Here is a 16,921-nt window from a genome sequence, read left to right on the forward strand (position 1 = left end):
GCCGCGTACCAGATCAGCGTCGAGCACCTCGCCGACTGGATCGCCACCCGCGGCTACGCCACCAGCTGACCCACACCACGGCAAGGACGCACCACCGCAGCACCGCACCACGGCAAGGCCGCACCACGGCAAGACCGCACCACGGCAAGGACGCACCACCGCACCACCGCAAGGGCCGGACCCCACCACGGGGTCCGGCCCTTCGTCGACTTTTCCACCAACTGCGGCACGTATTGACAATTGTCGACTTCGGCATGAGGCTGAGGGGCAGTGAGAGCGCTCTCTCGCACCGGCCCCAACCGGCCACCACCCAGTCTGGCCAGGCACAACTCCGATGCCTTCGGCGGCGGCACCGGAGCTGTGCCTGACCCGTCCCCGACAGGAGTCACGATGGACAGGGCCGCACCCCTCTCCGGCATCCCCCGCCGACTGCGCCTCGCCACGGCGATCGGCGCACTGCTACTGCTACTCGGCACGTACCTGGTGTCCACCACCAACCGGGCCGACGCCGCCCCCGGCGGAGCCGGCGCTGACTTCGGCGCCAACGCCATCCGGGTGGCCGAGTTCCCCGCCGACTGCACCTACAGCCACCGGCTGCCGGACGACCCGATCGTCTTCCCGGGCCTGCCCGGGGCGTCGCACATGCACAGCTTCTTCGGCAGCACGGTGACGAACGCCAACACCACGGTGTCCGACCTGGTCAACTCCCAAAGCACCTGCAACCCGCGGGTGGACGTCTCGTCCTACTGGGTGCCGACCCTCTACCGCGACAACGTGCCGGTGGAGCCGGCGATCGCCACGTTCTACTACCTGGGCGAGGGCGTACGCTCCGACGTCGTCGCGAACACCCAGCCGTTCCCGCTCGGGTTGCGACTGGTCGCCGGCAACGCGAAGGCCACCGGGTCGAACGACAGCATCGCCCGGTGGTCGTGTCTGCACGCGGGACAGGTGCCGCCGTCGAAGAACTTCGTCACCTGCCCGTCCGGCACGATGCTGGAGTCGTACCTGGATTTCCCGCAGTGCTGGAACGGCCGCGACCTGGACTCGCCGGACCACAAGAGCCACCTGGCGTACCCGGTGAACCAGGCCTGCCCGAGCACCCACCCGGTGCACGTGCCGAAGCTGCGGCAGGTGCTGCGGTACCCGGTCAACGGTGACCCGTCGCGGTTCCGGCTGGCCTCCGGGCCCGGCTACACGATGCACGGCGACTTCTTCAACGCCTGGCCGGTCGCGGAGATGGCCCGGCGGGTCCAGGACTGCATCCGTCCCGTCATCAAGTGCGGTGCCGACGGGCGTCCGCTCTGAGCCGACAGTCGCACCCGCGGCGGCGGGTCCGGTCATGCCGGATCCGCCGTCCGGGCGAGAGGAGGCCGGATGAGCAGAACCCCCGTGCGTACGCCCGGTTGCCTGTTCCTCGCGGCGCTGCTGCTCGTCGCCGCGTGCACAAGCGGGTCACCGACCGAGCCCGCGACATCGGCCGCTGCGAGCGCGGCCACCGAGTCATCCACCACGGCGCCATCCACCGCTACGACCGCTACCGCCGCACCGGTCGGGTCGGCTTCGCCGAGCGGCTCGGCGGGCCCGTTCAGCGCCACCGACGTCGCGTGGCTCCAACTGACGGTGGCGATGAACGAACGCCTCCTGCCGGTGCTGGACCTGGTGTCGAGCCGGACCACCGACTCGGCGTGGCTGACGTTCACCGCTCGGCTCGGCACGGCGCATCGCGCCGATCTGCGCACGGCGCGACGGCTGCTCGCCGAGTCCGGCGCCCCGGCGACGAACCCGCACGAGGGCCACGACATGCCGGGCATGGTCACCGACGAGGAGTTGGCCGCGTTGCGGTCGGCCACCGGGGCCGCGTTTCAGCGGCGGGCCAGCCAGCACGTACGGGCGCACCTGGACCAGGCGATCCGCATCGCCACCGCCGAGCAGCGGGTTGGAACCCACCCCGCGACCACGGCGTTGGCCTCGGCGGTCGTCCGGACGGGAGACGCCGACCTCGCCGGGCTTGGACGGTTGGACCGGCCGTGATGGCTGCTCGGCAGCGCGACGACGTGGGTCGACGCCACCGTTCACCCCCGCCGACGATCAGCGGAGCGGTCCTACGCGAACGTCGGCGGCAGCGCGTTCCCGGCAGCGAGGGTCACCTCCCGGCCCGACCATCGGGACCGGAGCCGCCGATCGTGGCTGGCGACGACGATGGCACCCGGTCCGGTGCCGAGGGCTTCCTCCAGCTCGTCGCAGAGCCGCGGCGAGAGGTGGTTGGTCGGCTCGTCCAGCAACAGCAGTTCCGGCGGGTTGGCGACGACCACCGCCAGACCGAGGCGACGACGCTGCCCGGCCGACAGTTCGGCTACCGGACGGTCGAGGTCCGTCGACGCGAGCAGCCCGAGCGCCGACAGCGGCGCCGCTTCGGCCCGTTCTGTCCCGACCGCCGCGTCGAAGACCTGCCGGGCCGTCCGCCGCGCATCCGCGAAGATGCTGTCCTGGCTGAGCAGTCCGATACGAAGATCCGGTCGCCGCCAGACGGCTCCGCCGTGGGTCTGGCGGCCGGCGATGACGGCGAGCAGAGTCGATTTGCCCACGCCGTTGGGGCCACTCACCAGGAGCCGGTCCCGGGCCATGATCTCCAGGTGTGCCAGCCGCAGTCGGCCGGGAACTTCCAACCGGTCTGCCGTGACGATGGCGTCGGTGCCGTCCCCGGTGGCGATGACCGGGGCGTGGAAACGCAGCGGCTCGGGCGGCGCGAGGACCTGTTCGCGTTCCAGCGCCGCCAGTCGACGGGTGGCGTCGCGTACACGGCGGGAGATCTGGTTCTGTACGCGACCGGCGGTGTGCCCGTACCCCATCTTCTCGCTGTCGCGTGGGCCCCGGCCGTGGGCGACCTGCTGCCCGGTCACGGCGGCGGTCTCGCGCAGCTCGGTGAGGAGCGCCTGCTCGTCCTCGTAGCGTCGGCGCCAGCGTTGTGCCTCGGCGTGCTTGGCCGCCAGGTAGGAGGTGTAGCCGCCACCGTGGCGGACCGGCCCGTCGCCCGCCGGGTCCAGATCGATGATGTCGGTGCATACCGCGTCCAGAAAGGCGCGGTCGTGACTGGCGACCACGACCACTCCGGGCATGGCGCGGAGCTGGTCCTCGCAGAACGCGGCGGCCGTGTCGTCGAGGTGGTTGGTGGGCTCGTCGAGCAACAGCGCGTCCGGCCGGCGGATCAGCATCGCCGCGAGGGCGAGGCGGCCACGTTGCCCACCGGAGAGCGCGGCCAGGGTCCGGTCGTGAGGTATCCCGCCGAGGCCGAGGCCGGCGAGCACCATCTGGGCGCGCCGGTCGACATCCCAGGCGTCGCGGTCCTGCGCCCGCTCCAGGACTTCCGTGTACGCGGTCAGCAGCCGGTCGTGCTCCTCGGTGCCCTCCGGCGAGTCGGTGAGCGCCACACCGATCCGCTCCAACTCGGCGAGGTCGGACCGGGCCTCGCGGAGCGCGTCGTCGAGGATCCCAGCGACGGTCGCGGACGGGACGAAAGGCAGCTCCTGGTGCAGGAAGCCGAGGCCCGGTGGGCGTACGACGGCGCCGGAGTCGGGTTCGTCGACGCCGGCCAGGACCCGCAACAGGGTCGTCTTGCCGGTGCCGTTCTCGCCGATGAGGCCGATCCGGCGACCGGGCGCGGCGGTCAGCGAGACACCGTCGAGCACCCGGCGGGTACCACGGATCCGCACCAGGTCGTGGGCGATGAGAGCAGGTCGAACAGACATGGGACCTCGGGGAACAGAGATCCGGGCGCACACGGGTGGCCCGGCGGGAGCGGACATGACGACAGGGGCCGCGGCGACGGCGGCGCGATCACGCGCCCGTCGGCGGCCGGTCCGGGTGCTCACCCGGAGATGTCGTCGTCACCTGCCACGCTGCTCCGATCTCTGGCAACTCGGATCGAGGTTAACTCACGCCAACGGACCGGGCCTCGCCTGCCGTCCAGCGGTGCTGTCCTTGTTTCGGCCGATGTGCCTTCGTCCTCAGACGGTCGTCAGTAGCCGGGCGATCGTCGCCGGCTCCGCCAGGTGCGGGAAGTGGCTACCGGGGAGCACTGTCACCATGACCTCCGGCAGGGTTTCCGTCAGCCAGGTCAGATAGCGGGGCGGCGGCTCGGAGGAGGTCACCCAGCGGTAGGGGATCCCCCGCTCGCCGATGGACCGCAGATCACGCTGCCGCTCGGCGGAGATCCCCTCGTCGGACCCGCGCAGGATCTCGCCCCAGTAACCCAGCAGCAGGTCCGGCCGGGGATCGGTCGCGGTGGTCACGATCTCGCGCGCCTCGGCCGGCAGGGCCTCGATGCCCATCCCGGCGAGCATGCCGTCCCACACCCGTCGCCAGTCCGGGCCGCGCAACGTGGGCTCGGCCTGGCGTACGGCCGCACCGAACGGGCCGGGCAGCAGAATCTGGTCCAGATTCACCACGCCGCGCACGGGGTGGCGGGCCGCGTACGCGGTGGCGACCACCGCGCCGACGGAATGTCCCACCACGATCGGCTGGACGAGACCCGCCCCGGTCACCTGCTCGTGCACGACGTCGGCCACCTCCGCCATGTCGTACGACGGCAGCCGGGGTGCGTCGCCGTGCCCGGGAAGGTTCAGCGCGAGGACCGGCCGGGCCGGTTCGATCGCCGCCAGCTCGCGGCGGACCGGGTCCCACTGCCGCGTGTCGAAGGTGAGGCCGTGCAGCAGCACCAACGGTGGGCGCATGTCGTCCGTCATTGCCTCACCCTCCTACGTCCGGGCGCTCGCCCGCAGCGAGTCGATGGTGAGGTCGAGGACCGCCTCCAGATGATCGATCTTGCCGGTGGAGAGCAGCAGCAGGACGCCACCCTGGATTCCGGCCAGCAGCGCCGCGGCGGCGCGCTCGGCGTCCACGTCCGCGGCGACGTCCCCGGTCGACTGCAGGTTCCGGATTCCCTCGGTGATCGCTTCCTGCCAGCGCCACATGAGCCCGGTCACGATCGCCTGCGCGCCCGGTGCGCGCCGGCCGGTCTGGCCGAGCAGCCCGTTGAGCGGGCACTTCACGCCCTGCGCGAGGTAGCGCTCGATGAGCCGGTCGCGCCACGCCAGCCAGGCCGGCCAGGAGGTGAGGTTGCTGAGCATCGGCTCCTGGTCGGTGAGCACCTGGTCGGCCTCGTGCTGGGCCACCGCGAGCAGCAACTCCTCCTTGCCGTCGGGGAAGTAGTGGAAGAGCTGCCCCTTGCTGGTGCCGGTGCGGGCCAGCACGTCCTCGAGGCGTACCTCGTCGACGCCGCGCTCGCGGATCTCGGCGGCGGCGCCGGTGACGATCCGCGCCCGGGTGGCCTCGCCCTTGCGGGTCAATGCCCGTGTCATGAGACCTCCTGGTCTGGACCTGCGGACCCAACCCTATCCAATTTTCTGGACTTGCAGGTCCAAATTTGGCGAGCAAAGGTTTGCGGCGCGGTCCGATCCGGGCCGACACCACGATCGGGAGGGGCACCACCGTGAACCACTACTACCTGCTCGGGCGGTCCGGCCTGCGGGTGAGCCGGCTGGCGCTGGGCACCATGAACTTCGGTGTCGACGGGTTCCACGCCGCGTACGGCAAGACCGAGGAGGAGGCGGAGCCGATCTTCCGCCAATACCTGGAAGCGGGCGGCAACCTCATCGACACGGCGGACTTCTACACCGCCGGAGAGAGCGAGCGAATCCTCGGCCGCCTGATCGACCGGGCCGGCGTCCGCGAACGGCTCGTGCTCACCAGCAAGGCCACCAACACCGTCGACCCGACCGACCCGAACGCCAGCGGCAATGGCCGCAAGCACCTCGTGCGGGCCGTGGAAGGCTCGCTGAGCCGGCTCGGCACCGACTACATCGACCTGTACCTGGTGCACACCTGGGACCGGATCACGCCGGTCGAGGAGGTCGTGCACACCCTCGACGACCTGGTGCGCGCCGGCAAGATCCGGTATGCCGGCCTCTCCGACGTACCGGCCTGGTACGCGGCCCGGGCGCAGAGCTACGCCGAGGCACACGGGCTGGCCCCGATGATCAATGTGCAGCTTCCGTACTCCCTGGTGACACGGGGCATCGAGGCCGAGTTCGTGTCGATGGCGCAGAGCCTGGGGATGGGGCTCACCGCGTGGAGCCCGATCGGCGGCGGGCTGCTCAGCGGCAAGTACCGACGGACCGGCGAGGGCCTGAGCGGGACCGGCAGGTTGACGAACCCCGACGCCGCGGGTCGGGAGATCAACCCCGGCGACTGGAGGGTGATCGAGGCGCTGGAGAGCGTGGCCGACGACCTGGGCCGCAGCATGGCCCAGGTCGCGATCAACTGGGTGGCCACCCAGCCCGCCGTGGCCTCGGTGATCGTCGGGGCGAGCAGCCCCGAGCAGCTCGCCAGCAACGTCGGCGCGCTCGACTTCGAGATCCCGGCCGACGCCCGTCGCCGGCTCGACGAGGCCAGCGCTCCTGACCTCGGGCTGCCGTACGGCATGTTCACGCCGCAGTACCAGTCCTGGGTGGTGAGCCCCGGCCTCGGCATCGGCGACAAGCCGGCGGGTTACACCCCGCCGGTGTTCAACGGGACCACCCAGCCCACGACGTGAGTGCCCCTGCGGACCACCGGTACGGGCGCCGCGCGCGCAGCGCCCGTACCGGTGTCACCGGACGGCGACGGTCACGGCCGGCTCTGCTCCGGAAGCTGGTTGCCGTAGTAGGCGCCGGCGCCGTGCTTACGGGTGAAGTGGCGGTCCAGCAGCCACTGTGGCGCGGCCGCCGCCGGGTTCAGCGACAGCGTCTTCAGGGCCATCTCCGCGACCGCCTCGCAGACGATCGCGTTCTCCACCGACTTGAGCGGGTCCTTCGCCCAGGTGAAGGGGCCGTGGTTGGCGGCGAGGGCGACGGGGTTGGCCAGCGCCTCGGCCTCTCCCCCGATCAGCTCGATGATCGCCCGAGCCGTGTTGAACTCGTAGTCGTGGGCGCACTCGTCGGCGGTCAGGTCGCGGGTCACCCGGATCGGACCGGCGAAGGTGTCGGCATGCGTGGTGCCGAGCACCGGCACGTCCCGGCCGGCCTGGGCGAAGGCCACGGCGTGCGTCGAGTGGGTGTGGGTCACCCCGCCGACGGACGGCCAGTGCAGGTAGAACGCGCGATGGGTCTCGCTGTCGACGGAGGGCCGCAGCTCTCCGGCGACGACCTGCCCGGTCTCCAGATCCACCGGGACCAGAAGGTCGGCGGTGAGATCCTGGTACGCCACGCCGGAGGGCTTGATGACATAGATGCCCGCCTCGCGGTCGACCCCGCTCACGTTGCCCCAGGTCAGCTCGGCCAGGCCGGCCTGGGCGATGAGGCGGTTCGCGGCGAGGACTGCGGCGCGCAAGTCGGTGGATCCGGCCGTACTCATTGCAGGTGACGCCTTTCGGGTGGGGGTGGCATCCGACGCGGCGCGACGCGGTGCCGCGGCACGTTAGCGCTAACATTCTGCCCGGTCAATAGCAGGTGCGCAGTGCCGGACCGGGGCGCCGCGCCCACTCGTGGCACGACACGGGCGCAGTTTAGACGCCGACGCGGCGCGCGGCCCACCTCACTCGTCGACGCCGGCCACCCGGCTCAGCCCTGGCGTCGGCGTCGGATCGCCCTCGTAGAGCGCCACGTACCGCCGACGCAGCTCGGACGCCTGCGCGCCGAGCGCGGCGAGGTTGAGGATGTTGTGGCCGACGCCCCACGCCTCGGGCAGGGTGCAGACCCGCAGCGGGATCGCGTTCGCGTCGGCGATCCGGCGGGGCACGGTCACCGCCGTGGCGAGGTCCACCACGCCGTCGAGCGGGCTGATGGCGACCGCGGCGGTCCGGAGACCGGTCCGGCGCGACGGCTTCGGCAGGCTCCGCGCGATCGTCAGGTACTGGGTGACGGCGGAGAGCGAGTAGCCGCGTGACGTGACGCGATCCGGGAGGATGCGCCGCCCGTACAGGGTGACGAGCGGTCGGACCGCGAAGGCCGGCGCCTGGCGCGGATCCGGGCCGAAGAACGGCGAGAGCAACAGCAGATGCCGTACGAGGTCGCCGGGCACCTGGGCCAGCCAGGCGGCCAGCACCGCGCCGCCGGAGATCCCCACGACGCCCACCTCGTCGCCGAGGCCCGCTGCCACGGCCAGCGCCCGCGCGGCGTACGTCGTCAGCTCCTCGGCCTCGACCCGGTGGTGGGCCCGCTCGTCGACGGTCCCGTGGTGAGGAGCCCGGGGGATCCAGACGGTGTACCCGCGGTCGAAGAACTCCTCGGCCAGCCCGTCGTACTGCTCGGGCGCGAGGGTGTATCCGTGCAGCAGCAGGACGACCCGGCCGGTACGGGAGCCGTGGCTCAGCAGGCGGCTGCGCGATTCCGGCCGGACCGCCGGGTCCGCCGCCTCGGCCGCGATGACGGCCTCGGCGGCGCGGGTGGCGGTGTCGAAGTCGAGCGGTTCGGACGGTGCGACGCGTAGCCCACGGCGGCGCGGCGGCCAGAGATACAACCCGGCGACCAGCGCCACGACCAGCGCCGACCCACCGAGGGCGAGGGCGATGATCTCCGGCATGCGCCGATGCTGACAGGAGTGCGGGTCGGGCTGTGCCGAGGGGTGCGCCCCGGTGACAGGGCGCACCCCGGTCAGCTATCCCTGAGCGTCCCCCGGCGCGAAGACGACCCGGGCGCGCAACTGCCGGAACCCGGTCCGTTCCAGTTCCGCGAGCACCGCGACCTGGTGGGAGTCCACGTCGGCGATGACCTCCCGGGCCCCGCCGGCGGCCAGCACCCGGACCGCCTCGGCCAGCAACTCGGGTCGGGCCGCCTCGTCGAGCAGGCCGAGATAGGCCAGCAGCGGGTAGCAGGCGTCTCCGGCCGTGCCGACCAGACCCACCGGCTCCCCCGCATCCAGGGCGACGCGCCATTCCTCGGTCGCGTCGCCGAGCCAGGCCAGCGGGTCGGTGGCCAGGTCGACGCCGGCGACCGCCCGCGCGATCTCGACGCCGGTCAGCACGTCCGGCTCGGCGATCCGGCCCACCAGGGCATTGATCTCCGCCACGTCGGTGGGCCGCCGGAAGTCGTAGCGCCCGGAGGACGCGGGCAGCGGGGTGCCCGCCCAGGAACACCTGAGCCGCTCCCCCCGCTCGACGAGCCCGGCGAGCCGGGCGGCCTCCATCGGCGCCCGCACCACGGCCAGCACCTCCGCGCGACGCCGCCAGTGCGCCGGCAGCGCGGCGTAGTACAGGCCGGGACCGCCGAGCGCATCGTGGGCGGCGTGCAGCAACTCGGCACCCACCTCCGGCTCGGCGTCCAGGTCGAACCGGTCCAGCCAGGGCGCTCCGACGGCGCCCGGCGGTTGCAACCAGGCGGCCCGGCCGACCACCCGGCCGGCGCGCAGGGCGACCCAGGTCGTCTCGGGCCGGTAGCCGCCGCCGGCGATTCCGTCGGCGTAGGCGACCTGGCGCAGTTGGGGCAGCGGATCAGGCATGGAGTCGAACAGGTTTTCCTCGCCCGCGACGAGCGGACGGATGACCAGATCGGTCATGGGTGGGGCCTCCGGGAAGCGCGCGCCCCGGATCAGATCCGCGCGGACGCCGGAGCGCGGAGGGGGCGCAGAACATCGGACATTGTTCTGACCTCCTTCCAGCTCGACGGCGTGCCAGGGCACCATACGCGCGCCAGCCGTCGGGCCGCAACGGTGTGTCACAACGTCGGATTGGTCTCCGACCCACGCCGGTGGGCGCGCTGGTCGAACACGGCGATGCCGGCCAGGATCACCGCCGCCGAGGCCGCCACGGCGACCGGCGGAAGCAGCACCATCGGTAGTGCCGCCACGACCAGCGCCCCCGCACCGACGTACAGCATCCGGCAGCGTGGCGCGGATCGGCTCTCCTTCTCCAGGAAGCTCCGTCCGAGCAGGAACAGCACCGGGCCACCGAACATGATGACGACCAGGGCCCAGTCGATCGGCGGGTGCGGGTGCTCGATGACCTGCCCGAAGCCGACCGCCGTACAGATGATGCCCCCGACGATGATCAGCAGGCTGTAGCTCGCCCACCGCGACAGTTGGATCCCCTGCCCGCCCGGGGTCGCGGCCTGACCGGACCGGACGTGGTAGAAGTAGATCCGCCAGAACGAGACAGCCGTCACGAAGGCGGCGACGAGGGTGATGATCCCCGCCATCGTGAAGCCGGGAAAGCTGACGGCGGCGCCGGCTTCGAGCACCACCTCGGCGAGGGCGATCATGAAGAACTGGTTGTACCGCTCCGCGAGGTGGACGTGGGAGACCGCGACCCCCGCCCTGCCGAACCACCCCGAGCCGAGCCACGGCACGGGCCAGGCCGCGGCGGTGCCGGTCAGCTCGATGGCGAGGGCGAGGGTCCAGAAGACGCCCCGACCGAGGCCGCCGCTGATGCCGCCACTGATCCACAGCACGGCGGAGGCCGTGTGCCAGGTCAGCACCCGGGCCGCGAGCCTCCGACCGGGGTGGCCCCGCAGGGCGAGTGTCAGGAAGAGCGGTCGGCCGATCTGGATGATGACGTACGTGCAGGCGAAGACCACGCCGCGCCTGCCGAACGCCTCCGGCAACGAGACGGCCAGCACCAGCGTGCCGAACATCGTCACCAGCAGGACGGCCTGGAGGTCCGCTCGGCGAGGGTCGTAGGTGCTCGCCAGCAGGGCGTTGAGTGACCAGATCATCCACATCGCCGCGAAGAACAGGACCGTCTGCCCCGCCTCCGACAGCAGCGTGTGCCGGACGATTGTCAGGTCATCCGCCACCCGCCCGGCGAGGCGGGCGAGCGCGAAGACGTAGACGATGTCGAACAGCAGTTCCAGGACTGTCGCCGAGTCGGGGCTCCTGCTGTCGCCGAGCCCACGCATGATCCTGGGGCGCGTCAGCACGGACGGCGGGACAGCTCAGCCGGCCACAGCCGCCGGCACGCCGGGGCGGTGACGGTGTTCGACGACCTGCTCCGCTGCCATCGTCCCGGGCCCTCTCGCCGACCGTGCCGCCTGCTTCCTGCTCTGCGTACCTTATCCGGGTATGTGAGATTCTTCGTGATTTTGCCGGATACCCCCGTGTACGGGTCCGGCCGGTGCGGCCTCGCCCGTCGCGCCCCCATCGGCGGTACGGGCGATCATGCGTGCCGTCACCCCCCGGTAGGAGCGCGGGTCGACGGGGAACAGCCACTGCCGGGCGCGGGTCAGCGGGCCGAGGTTGAGCCCCACCTCGTCGAGCACCTCGTCGATGTTGTGCATCGAGAACGGGATGATGTTCGTCCCGCGGGCGTGCCGCCCGTTGGTGCGCGCCGCCATCCAGGCCAGGCGGGTGCGCACCTCGTCGCGCATCCGGTCCTCGGCGGGCAGGGTGATCCCACCCCGCAGGTACGCGGCCGTCCACACCGCCGCCATCTCCGCGCTGAGCGGACTGAAGAACGACGAGTTGTAGCCGGCGAACGTCAGCCGTGGCACGCCGAGCGGCAGGATCTGGCGGTAGAGCTGGAAGTTGCCCGCGTCGTCCTGCAGCCGGGCGTGCAGCGCGTCGTCGAAGAACGGCACGTGCTGACGGAAGCCGGTGCCGCAGATCACCAGGTCGGCGGGGAGCACGGTGCCGTCGGCCAGGCGGGCGGCGGGCCGACCGTCGTCGTCGACGAGCAGTTCGGTGATCACCTGGTCGCGGTGCACGACGACGCGGCCGTCGGCGACGCGCTCGAAGAAGCCCTCGGTGGCGAGGCTGACCGTGCTGCGGGCGATGTCCTCGAAGCTGCCGTTGGGCACCAGACCCAACTCACGCAGTTTGAGCTGCCGGGTCGCGACCGAGCCGACGCTGTCGACCATCCGTTGGCGCAGGCCGTTGCCCGGACCGTGCAGGAACCGCTCGAAGCCCTTCAGGTTGAGGTAGCGGAACAGCGCCTCACCCATCCGACTGAGCAGCAGGTACTTGTAGTTGAGCACGCCGCCGAGCTTGCGGGGCATCTTCCAGAGCAACTCCCGGGCCACCACGTGGGTCTGGGCGGCGAGGTCGCTCAGCGGGACCGCCACGTCGCACGACGACTTGCCGTACCCGACGACGAGGACGTTGCGGCCCCGGGCCGCCTCGAGGTCGTGGAACTCCCCCGTGGCCAGGACCCGCCCACCGGCGGCGGTGAAGGCCGCGTGCCCGTCGTACGACGGAACGACCGGGTCGGAGAAGATGCCGTTGGCGACGATCAGGTGGTCGTACCGCTGCACCGTCACCGGGTCCTGGGCCCCCGCCGGCCGCGACGTGACAAGCCACCCGGTGTCGTCGTTGATCAGCTCGGCGGAGGCGACCTCCGTGGACAGACGCAGCACGCCGGCGAGCCCGAACTTCTCCACGTAGCTCTCGAGGTAGCGCTGGACCTGCTCCCCCGACGGCCACTGCGGATAGTCGGCGGGCATCGGCAGGTCGGACAGGTGATAGGTGCCCTTGTTGTTCTGCGTGTGCAGACCGGGATATCGCCGGGTGCGACTCCACACCCCACCGACATCGGGCGACCTGTCGAACACGGTGACGTCGAACCCGCTCTGCCGCAGCACCTTGGCTGCGCTCAGACCGGCGAATCCGGCACCGACGATGGCGATCCTCATGGCATCCTCCGAAGCGCGTGAACCACTGCGGCAGCGGTGGTGAGCGCACGCTAACGAGCGGGGCGCGGCTGTCGCTATCCGCTGCGCGCGAGGTGTGTCCGCATCGCGCGGCCGACCGTTCCGTGTCGGGTGCACGGCTTTCCGACACGGTCCGTCCGGGTCGCGCCTTACGGTCAGCGCACCAGGACGACCGGGAGGGGTCGGATGGATGCGGTGACGGTCCGGACGGACGACGTCGACCAGGCCCGCGCCGAGGTCGGCCGGGTCTTCTGTCCGCATCGACTCACCCCGCAGACGGGAGTGCACGCCGTCCAGTTGCGGATGGCGGCACACCGGGTCGGCGGGGTCGGTGTCATCGACCTCGACTACGGGCAGGCGGTACGGATCCAACCGCCCGCCCTGGAGAGCTTCTACCTCGTCCAGATCCCCCAGGCCGGCAGCACCGAGGTCCGGCACGCCGGAGACACGGTGACCTCGACGCCCGACGTCGCCTCGGTCCTGTCCCCGTACGACCCCTCGGACATGCGGTGGTCCGAGGGATCCCCACACCGGATCTTCTACGCCGACCGGCGCTCCGTCGACCGGGAGATCGCCCGCCTGCTGGGTCACCCGGTGGACGACCCGGTCCGCTTGGACATCGGCATGGCCATGACCACGCCGAGGGCGCAGGCGTGGGCGCGCGGGGTGGCGTTCCTCGCCGACGAGCTGGCACAGCCGACGGACGCGTCCCTGTTCGACCACCCACAGGTCGCCGCCCGTTTCGAGCAGGGGCTCATCGGCCAACTGTTGCTGGCCCACCGGCACAGCCATTCCGACCTGCTCGCCGAGCCGGGCCACCACGCCAACCCCGGGCGGCTGGTCCGCCGGGCCTGCACGCTGATCGCCGACCACCACGGCGAGGCGCTGACCGTCGGTGACGTCGCGGAGGCGCTGCGGGTGAGCGTACGGACGTTGCAGGACTGCTTCCGGCGGGAGCTGCGGACCACCCCGACGGCGTACCTGCGTGCGTGTCGCCTCGACGCGGCGCAGCGATCGCTGCGGGCGGCCGAGCCGGGGGTCTCGGTGACGACCGTCGCGCTACGGCACGGGTTCGTGCACCTCGGTCGGTTCGCGACCGAGTATCGGACCCGGTTCGGCGAGTCGCCGTCCGCGACCCTCCGCCGCTGAGCGGACCGGTCGCCGCCGGGTCAGCCCGGGCCCGAAGGGTGGACCGCCGAGAAAATCGTTATCCCGCAGCGGTCGGCGAGTCTCCTGAGGGGGGCGCTGCTGGCGATCGGGCACCGTCCTTCGTCGAGTAGCGATGTGACCACACGAAGGAGTCGAGACGATGCGCGCAACCGGCCCGGGTGAAGCGGACACCCCGAAAGGGTCCCGTGGAGTCCACGCGGAGCCCCGACGCCTGAGGCTTCCGATCGGCGTGCGGCGTCTGCTGTGGCCCCTGGCCGTGGCCGCCGTGGTCGCCGTACTGGTGACCGGGGTGATCGTCGTGGTGCAACCGACCGGGCCGACGCCCGCTCCCGCCGCGACGCAGGCGCTCGACCCGCCGCAGCCGACGGCCCCGGAGGCCGGCCCACCCACCGCGACCACGCCCGCCGCCACGACGAGCCCGACCGGGCTGACCCCGACGCCGACGACCAGGCCGACGGCGACGCCGACGACTCGGCGTCCGGTCGCCCCGGCGGCGACAGCCGTGACCTCGAAACGCAAGGGTGTCGGGGTGTGGACCTTCGACGGGGTCAGCGCGGCGCTGGCCAGCTCCGGGGCGAGTTGGTACTACACCTGGGACGTGGCCCACCCGGGAGTCACCAGCCCGAAGACCGCCGAGTTCGTCCCGATGATCTGGGGGGCGAAGAGCGTCACCGCCGGCAACCTGCAGAAGGCCAAGCAGAACGGCCGCTACCTGCTCGGGTTCAACGAGCCGGACCTGAAGGGTCAGGCGGAGATGACCGTGGAGCAGGCGTTGGAGCTGTGGCCGCAGCTCGAAGCGACAGGTCTGCCGCTGGGCAGCCCGGCCGTGGCCTGGGGCGGTGACCGGCCGGGCGAGTGGCTCGACCGCTTCCTGGCCGGGGCGAAGCAGCGCGGTCACCGGGTCGACTTCATCGCCCTGCACTGGTACGGCGGCGACTTCACCACGGACAACGCGGTCAACCAGCTCAGGTCGTATCTCCAGGCGGTGCACGACCGCTACCAACTGCCGATCTGGCTCACCGAGTTCGCCCTGATCGACTTCGCCAACGGCGTTCGCTTTCCGACCCAGGCACAGCAGGCCGCGTTCCTCACCGCGGCGACCCGGATGCTGGGCGGCCTGTCCTGGCTGCACCGGTACGCGTGGTTCGGCCTGCCGGCCACCGACAAGGACCAGACCGGGCTCTTCCGCACCGGCAGCGAGGTGACCGCCGTGGGCCGCGCCTACCAGGCCGCGCGCTGAACCGGGTCCACGTGGTCCCGCCAGGAGTGCCGCGGCTCGTACCCCAGCACCCGGCGTGCCTTGTCGATGCTGAGCAGGGTCTCGTGCTCGCCCAACTCCTTGCGGACCTCGACGCCCGGGTAGACCTCGGCCAGCAGGCTGGCGCTGGACCTGCTCATGACGGTGTCGACGCCCGCGATGATGAACACGTCGGCGCCGGGCCGGTCGTGGGCGAGCGCGCGCTCGACCGCCTGGGCGCCGTCGCGGGCGTCGATGTAACCCCACAGGTTCCACCGCCGGGCCTGGGGGTCGGCGTCGAAGGAGGGGAACGGGGCGTAGTCCTCGACGTCCATCACGTTGGAGAAGCGCAGACCCACCATGACCAGCTCCGGGTCCCAGCGGCAGAAGTGCCGCGCCATCTCCTCCTCGAGGACCTTGTTCAGCGAGTACGTCGACTCCGGTCGCGGCGCGTACTCCTCGTCGACGGGCGCGTACGGCGGCGGGGTGTCGAACGGCAGCCCGAGCACCGTCTCGCTCGACGCCCACACCACCCGCCTGATCCCGGCCGCCCGGGCCGCGGCGAAGACGTTGTACGTGGCGGCGGAGTTGTTCGCGAACGTGGTCGCGTTCGACATCAGCCCGGGGGCCGGCACCGCCGCCAGGTGCACGATCGCCTCCACCCCGCCGGCGTGCTCGTCGGCGCCCCCGGTGAACGCCTCCACCACCTGCCCGTAGTCGGTCAGGTCGACCAGGAGGAACTCGCCGTCGACGTCGCGCGGGTCACGGCCGCCGGCACGGTCCACCGCCAGCACGTCGACGCCCGCGGCGCGCAGGTGGGCGACCACGGCACGGCCGAGCTTGCCGGTGGCACCGGTGACGACGACACGCCTGGGCAGTGCGGAGTTGGTCATCACCACATCCTCGCCGGCAGCGGCGGGTGGCCCGCACGCGGGTGCCGCACTAACCGCCGGGGGTGATGAGCCCGCTCTCGTACGCCAGGACCACGAGCTGCGTGCGGTCTCGAACGCCGAGCTTGGTGATGATGCGGCTGACGTGGGTCTTCACCGTCAGGGGACTCATCCGCAACGCCTCGGCGATCTCCGCGTTGCTCGATCCCGTGGCGACCGAGGCCAGCACCTCCCGTTCGCGGGCCGTCAACGGGGGCCAACCGCTCGGGTGAGCGCTGCGGCGGGCGTGGGCGGCGGGCCAGCTCGGCGATCACGGTGCGGGTCACGCTCGGGCTCAACAGGGCCTCCCCCTCCGCCACGACGTGGACGGCCCGACACAGCTCCTCCCGGCTCGCGGTCTTGGCGAGAAACCCACTCGCCCCGGCCTGCAACGCCTCGATTCGACCCGGGGCGAGGGTGAGCTGGAATCGCCGAACCCCGTCCGCCGCCACCGACGGAGGAAGTATCGGCGGGATCCTGAGCCGGTTCCGGAACGTCAGCGTGCCGACGTTGCTCCGGCCCGAGTCCGCGTACAGGTAGCCGGCGAAGCCGGCCGCGGGCACGACGACGAGCCCGCCCACCGCGCCGAGCCAGCCGAGCACCCGGCGGCGGCTGATCACCGGCGGACCCGGCGGCGCACGGCCCAGGCGATGAGCGCGAGGCCGATGATGATCACCCACCAGCCCAGCAGCACCTCGGGCATCGGGACGAAACCGGGGTCGTCCAGCCACACCTGCGGGGGGACGAAGAACCAACCGAGGTTGAAGACGAGCCCGACGAGGACGATGGCCAGCCCGGCCCAGAGGCGGCGGCTGACGAGCAGCGGAGCAGGTGTGCCGTTCATGCCGCAGACCGTACGAACCACCGGGTGGATCTCACATCTGCTGCACGAGGTACTCCCTGCGATGTACCTGCCGGTCCGCGCGTGGCCGGGCCCGCGGGTGCGTAACGTGCAGGGGTAAACGTTGACGCGA

At 71.8% G+C, this 16,921-nt stretch carries 16 protein-coding genes; 5 read left to right on the forward strand and 11 right to left on the reverse strand.

The annotated features are described in order from the left end of the window. The first annotated feature begins 390 nt into the window (after positions 1-390). Positions 391-1,305, forward strand: coding sequence for a DUF1996 domain-containing protein (locus ACGFH8_RS00005; RefSeq protein ID WP_393360885.1), 915 nt, complete (start codon positions 391-393; stop codon positions 1,303-1,305). A 69-nt stretch (positions 1,306-1,374) separates the two neighbouring features. Then, complete coding sequence (locus ACGFH8_RS00010; protein ID WP_393360888.1) at positions 1,375-2,031, forward strand: DUF305 domain-containing protein; 657 nt, start codon at positions 1,375-1,377, stop codon at positions 2,029-2,031. 71 nt (positions 2,032-2,102) lie between these two features. On the opposite strand, the gene ACGFH8_RS00015 is transcribed toward ACGFH8_RS00010, so the two are convergent. From ACGFH8_RS00015 to ACGFH8_RS00025, 3 genes are all read right to left on the reverse strand, one after another. After that, entirely contained in the window at positions 2,103-3,746 is a 1,644-nt protein-coding gene (locus tag ACGFH8_RS00015) for an ABC-F family ATP-binding cassette domain-containing protein (protein ID WP_393360891.1), read from the reverse strand. Between the two features lie 258 nt (positions 3,747-4,004). Beyond that, a complete protein-coding gene (locus ACGFH8_RS00020; RefSeq protein ID WP_393360895.1) occupies positions 4,005-4,742 on the reverse strand; it encodes an alpha/beta fold hydrolase in 738 nt (245 codons plus the stop codon). Between the two features lie 12 nt (positions 4,743-4,754). After that, entirely contained in the window at positions 4,755-5,357 is a 603-nt protein-coding gene (locus ACGFH8_RS00025) for a TetR/AcrR family transcriptional regulator (protein ID WP_393360898.1), read from the reverse strand. A gap of 131 nt (positions 5,358-5,488) precedes the next feature. Between ACGFH8_RS00025 and ACGFH8_RS00030 the strand changes: the two genes are divergently transcribed. Then, complete coding sequence (locus tag ACGFH8_RS00030; protein WP_393360901.1) at positions 5,489-6,592, forward strand: aldo/keto reductase; 1,104 nt, start codon at positions 5,489-5,491, stop codon at positions 6,590-6,592. Between the two features lie 71 nt (positions 6,593-6,663). On the opposite strand, the gene araD is transcribed toward ACGFH8_RS00030, so the two are convergent. The 5 genes from araD to ACGFH8_RS00055 form a co-directional block, all read right to left on the reverse strand. After that, complete coding sequence (araD, locus tag ACGFH8_RS00035; RefSeq protein ID WP_393360904.1) at positions 6,664-7,389, reverse strand: L-ribulose-5-phosphate 4-epimerase AraD; 726 nt, start codon at positions 7,387-7,389, stop codon at positions 6,664-6,666. Between the two features lie 180 nt (positions 7,390-7,569). After that, the gene (locus ACGFH8_RS00040) at positions 7,570-8,556 is read right to left on the reverse strand and encodes an alpha/beta hydrolase (RefSeq protein ID WP_393360907.1); all 987 of its coding nucleotides are present in this window, start codon (positions 8,554-8,556) and stop codon (positions 7,570-7,572) included. 75 nt (positions 8,557-8,631) lie between these two features. Then, the gene (locus ACGFH8_RS00045) at positions 8,632-9,528 is read right to left on the reverse strand and encodes an acetyltransferase (RefSeq protein ID WP_393360909.1); all 897 of its coding nucleotides are present in this window, start codon (positions 9,526-9,528) and stop codon (positions 8,632-8,634) included. 158 nt (positions 9,529-9,686) lie between these two features. Beyond that, the gene (locus tag ACGFH8_RS00050) at positions 9,687-10,886 is read right to left on the reverse strand and encodes a low temperature requirement protein A (protein ID WP_393360912.1); all 1,200 of its coding nucleotides are present in this window, start codon (positions 10,884-10,886) and stop codon (positions 9,687-9,689) included. 132 nt (positions 10,887-11,018) lie between these two features. Beyond that, positions 11,019-12,593 carry a flavin-containing monooxygenase gene (locus ACGFH8_RS00055; protein WP_393360915.1) on the reverse strand — a complete coding sequence of 525 codons (1,575 nt, stop codon included), beginning with the start codon at positions 12,591-12,593 and terminating at the stop codon, positions 11,019-11,021. 204 nt (positions 12,594-12,797) lie between these two features. Here ACGFH8_RS00055 and ACGFH8_RS00060 point away from each other — a divergent pair, with 204 nt between their 5' ends. Both ACGFH8_RS00060 and ACGFH8_RS00065 read left to right on the forward strand, forming a co-directional pair. Beyond that, the gene (locus ACGFH8_RS00060; RefSeq protein WP_393360918.1) at positions 12,798-13,760 is read left to right on the forward strand and encodes an AraC family transcriptional regulator; all 963 of its coding nucleotides are present in this window, start codon (positions 12,798-12,800) and stop codon (positions 13,758-13,760) included. A 250-nt stretch (positions 13,761-14,010) separates the two neighbouring features. Further along, positions 14,011-15,021, forward strand: a complete 1,011-nt coding sequence (locus ACGFH8_RS00065; protein WP_393360921.1) for a glycoside hydrolase family protein — start codon at positions 14,011-14,013, stop codon at positions 15,019-15,021. On the opposite strand, the gene ACGFH8_RS00070 is transcribed toward ACGFH8_RS00065, so the two are convergent. From ACGFH8_RS00070 to ACGFH8_RS00080, 3 genes are all read right to left on the reverse strand, one after another. Continuing rightward, positions 15,003-15,911, reverse strand: coding sequence for an NAD-dependent epimerase/dehydratase family protein (locus ACGFH8_RS00070; RefSeq protein ID WP_393360924.1), 909 nt, complete (start codon positions 15,909-15,911; stop codon positions 15,003-15,005). The genes ACGFH8_RS00065 and ACGFH8_RS00070 overlap by 19 nt on opposite strands. Before the next feature lie 49 nt (positions 15,912-15,960). Further along, entirely contained in the window at positions 15,961-16,158 is a 198-nt protein-coding gene (locus tag ACGFH8_RS00075; protein WP_393360927.1) for a response regulator transcription factor, read from the reverse strand. A gap of 405 nt (positions 16,159-16,563) precedes the next feature. Further along, positions 16,564-16,791: a hypothetical protein gene (locus ACGFH8_RS00080; RefSeq protein WP_393360929.1), complete on the reverse strand. Its 228-nt coding sequence runs from the start codon at positions 16,789-16,791 to the stop codon at positions 16,564-16,566. Positions 16,792-16,921 lie beyond the last annotated feature (130 nt).

It is taken from the genome of Micromonospora sp. NPDC049175, from assembly GCF_043197345.1.
In the GTDB taxonomy this organism is placed as follows: domain Bacteria; phylum Actinomycetota; class Actinomycetes; order Mycobacteriales; family Micromonosporaceae; genus Micromonospora.

Coding starts and splice junctions, on each gene's coding strand:
- ACGFH8_RS00070 (WP_393360924.1), bottom strand. CDS start 15,911: ATGACCAACTCCGCACTGCCCAGGCGTGTCGTCGTCACCGGTGCCACC.
- ACGFH8_RS00040 (WP_393360907.1), bottom strand. CDS start 8,556: ATGCCGGAGATCATCGCCCTCGCCCTCGGTGGGTCGGCGCTGGTCGTG.
- ACGFH8_RS00010 (WP_393360888.1), top strand. CDS start 1,375: ATGAGCAGAACCCCCGTGCGTACGCCCGGTTGCCTGTTCCTCGCGGCG.
- ACGFH8_RS00015 (WP_393360891.1), bottom strand. CDS start 3,746: ATGTCTGTTCGACCTGCTCTCATCGCCCACGACCTGGTGCGGATCCGT.
- ACGFH8_RS00060 (WP_393360918.1), top strand. CDS start 12,798: ATGGATGCGGTGACGGTCCGGACGGACGACGTCGACCAGGCCCGCGCC.
- ACGFH8_RS00025 (WP_393360898.1), bottom strand. CDS start 5,357: ATGACACGGGCATTGACCCGCAAGGGCGAGGCCACCCGGGCGCGGATC.
- araD (WP_393360904.1), bottom strand. CDS start 7,389: ATGAGTACGGCCGGATCCACCGACTTGCGCGCCGCAGTCCTCGCCGCG.
- ACGFH8_RS00045 (WP_393360909.1), bottom strand. CDS start 9,528: ATGACCGATCTGGTCATCCGTCCGCTCGTCGCGGGCGAGGAAAACCTG.
- ACGFH8_RS00020 (WP_393360895.1), bottom strand. CDS start 4,742: ATGACGGACGACATGCGCCCACCGTTGGTGCTGCTGCACGGCCTCACC.
- ACGFH8_RS00080 (WP_393360929.1), bottom strand. CDS start 16,791: ATGAACGGCACACCTGCTCCGCTGCTCGTCAGCCGCCGCCTCTGGGCC.
- ACGFH8_RS00005 (WP_393360885.1), top strand. CDS start 391: ATGGACAGGGCCGCACCCCTCTCCGGCATCCCCCGCCGACTGCGCCTC.
- ACGFH8_RS00055 (WP_393360915.1), bottom strand. CDS start 12,593: ATGAGGATCGCCATCGTCGGTGCCGGATTCGCCGGTCTGAGCGCAGCC.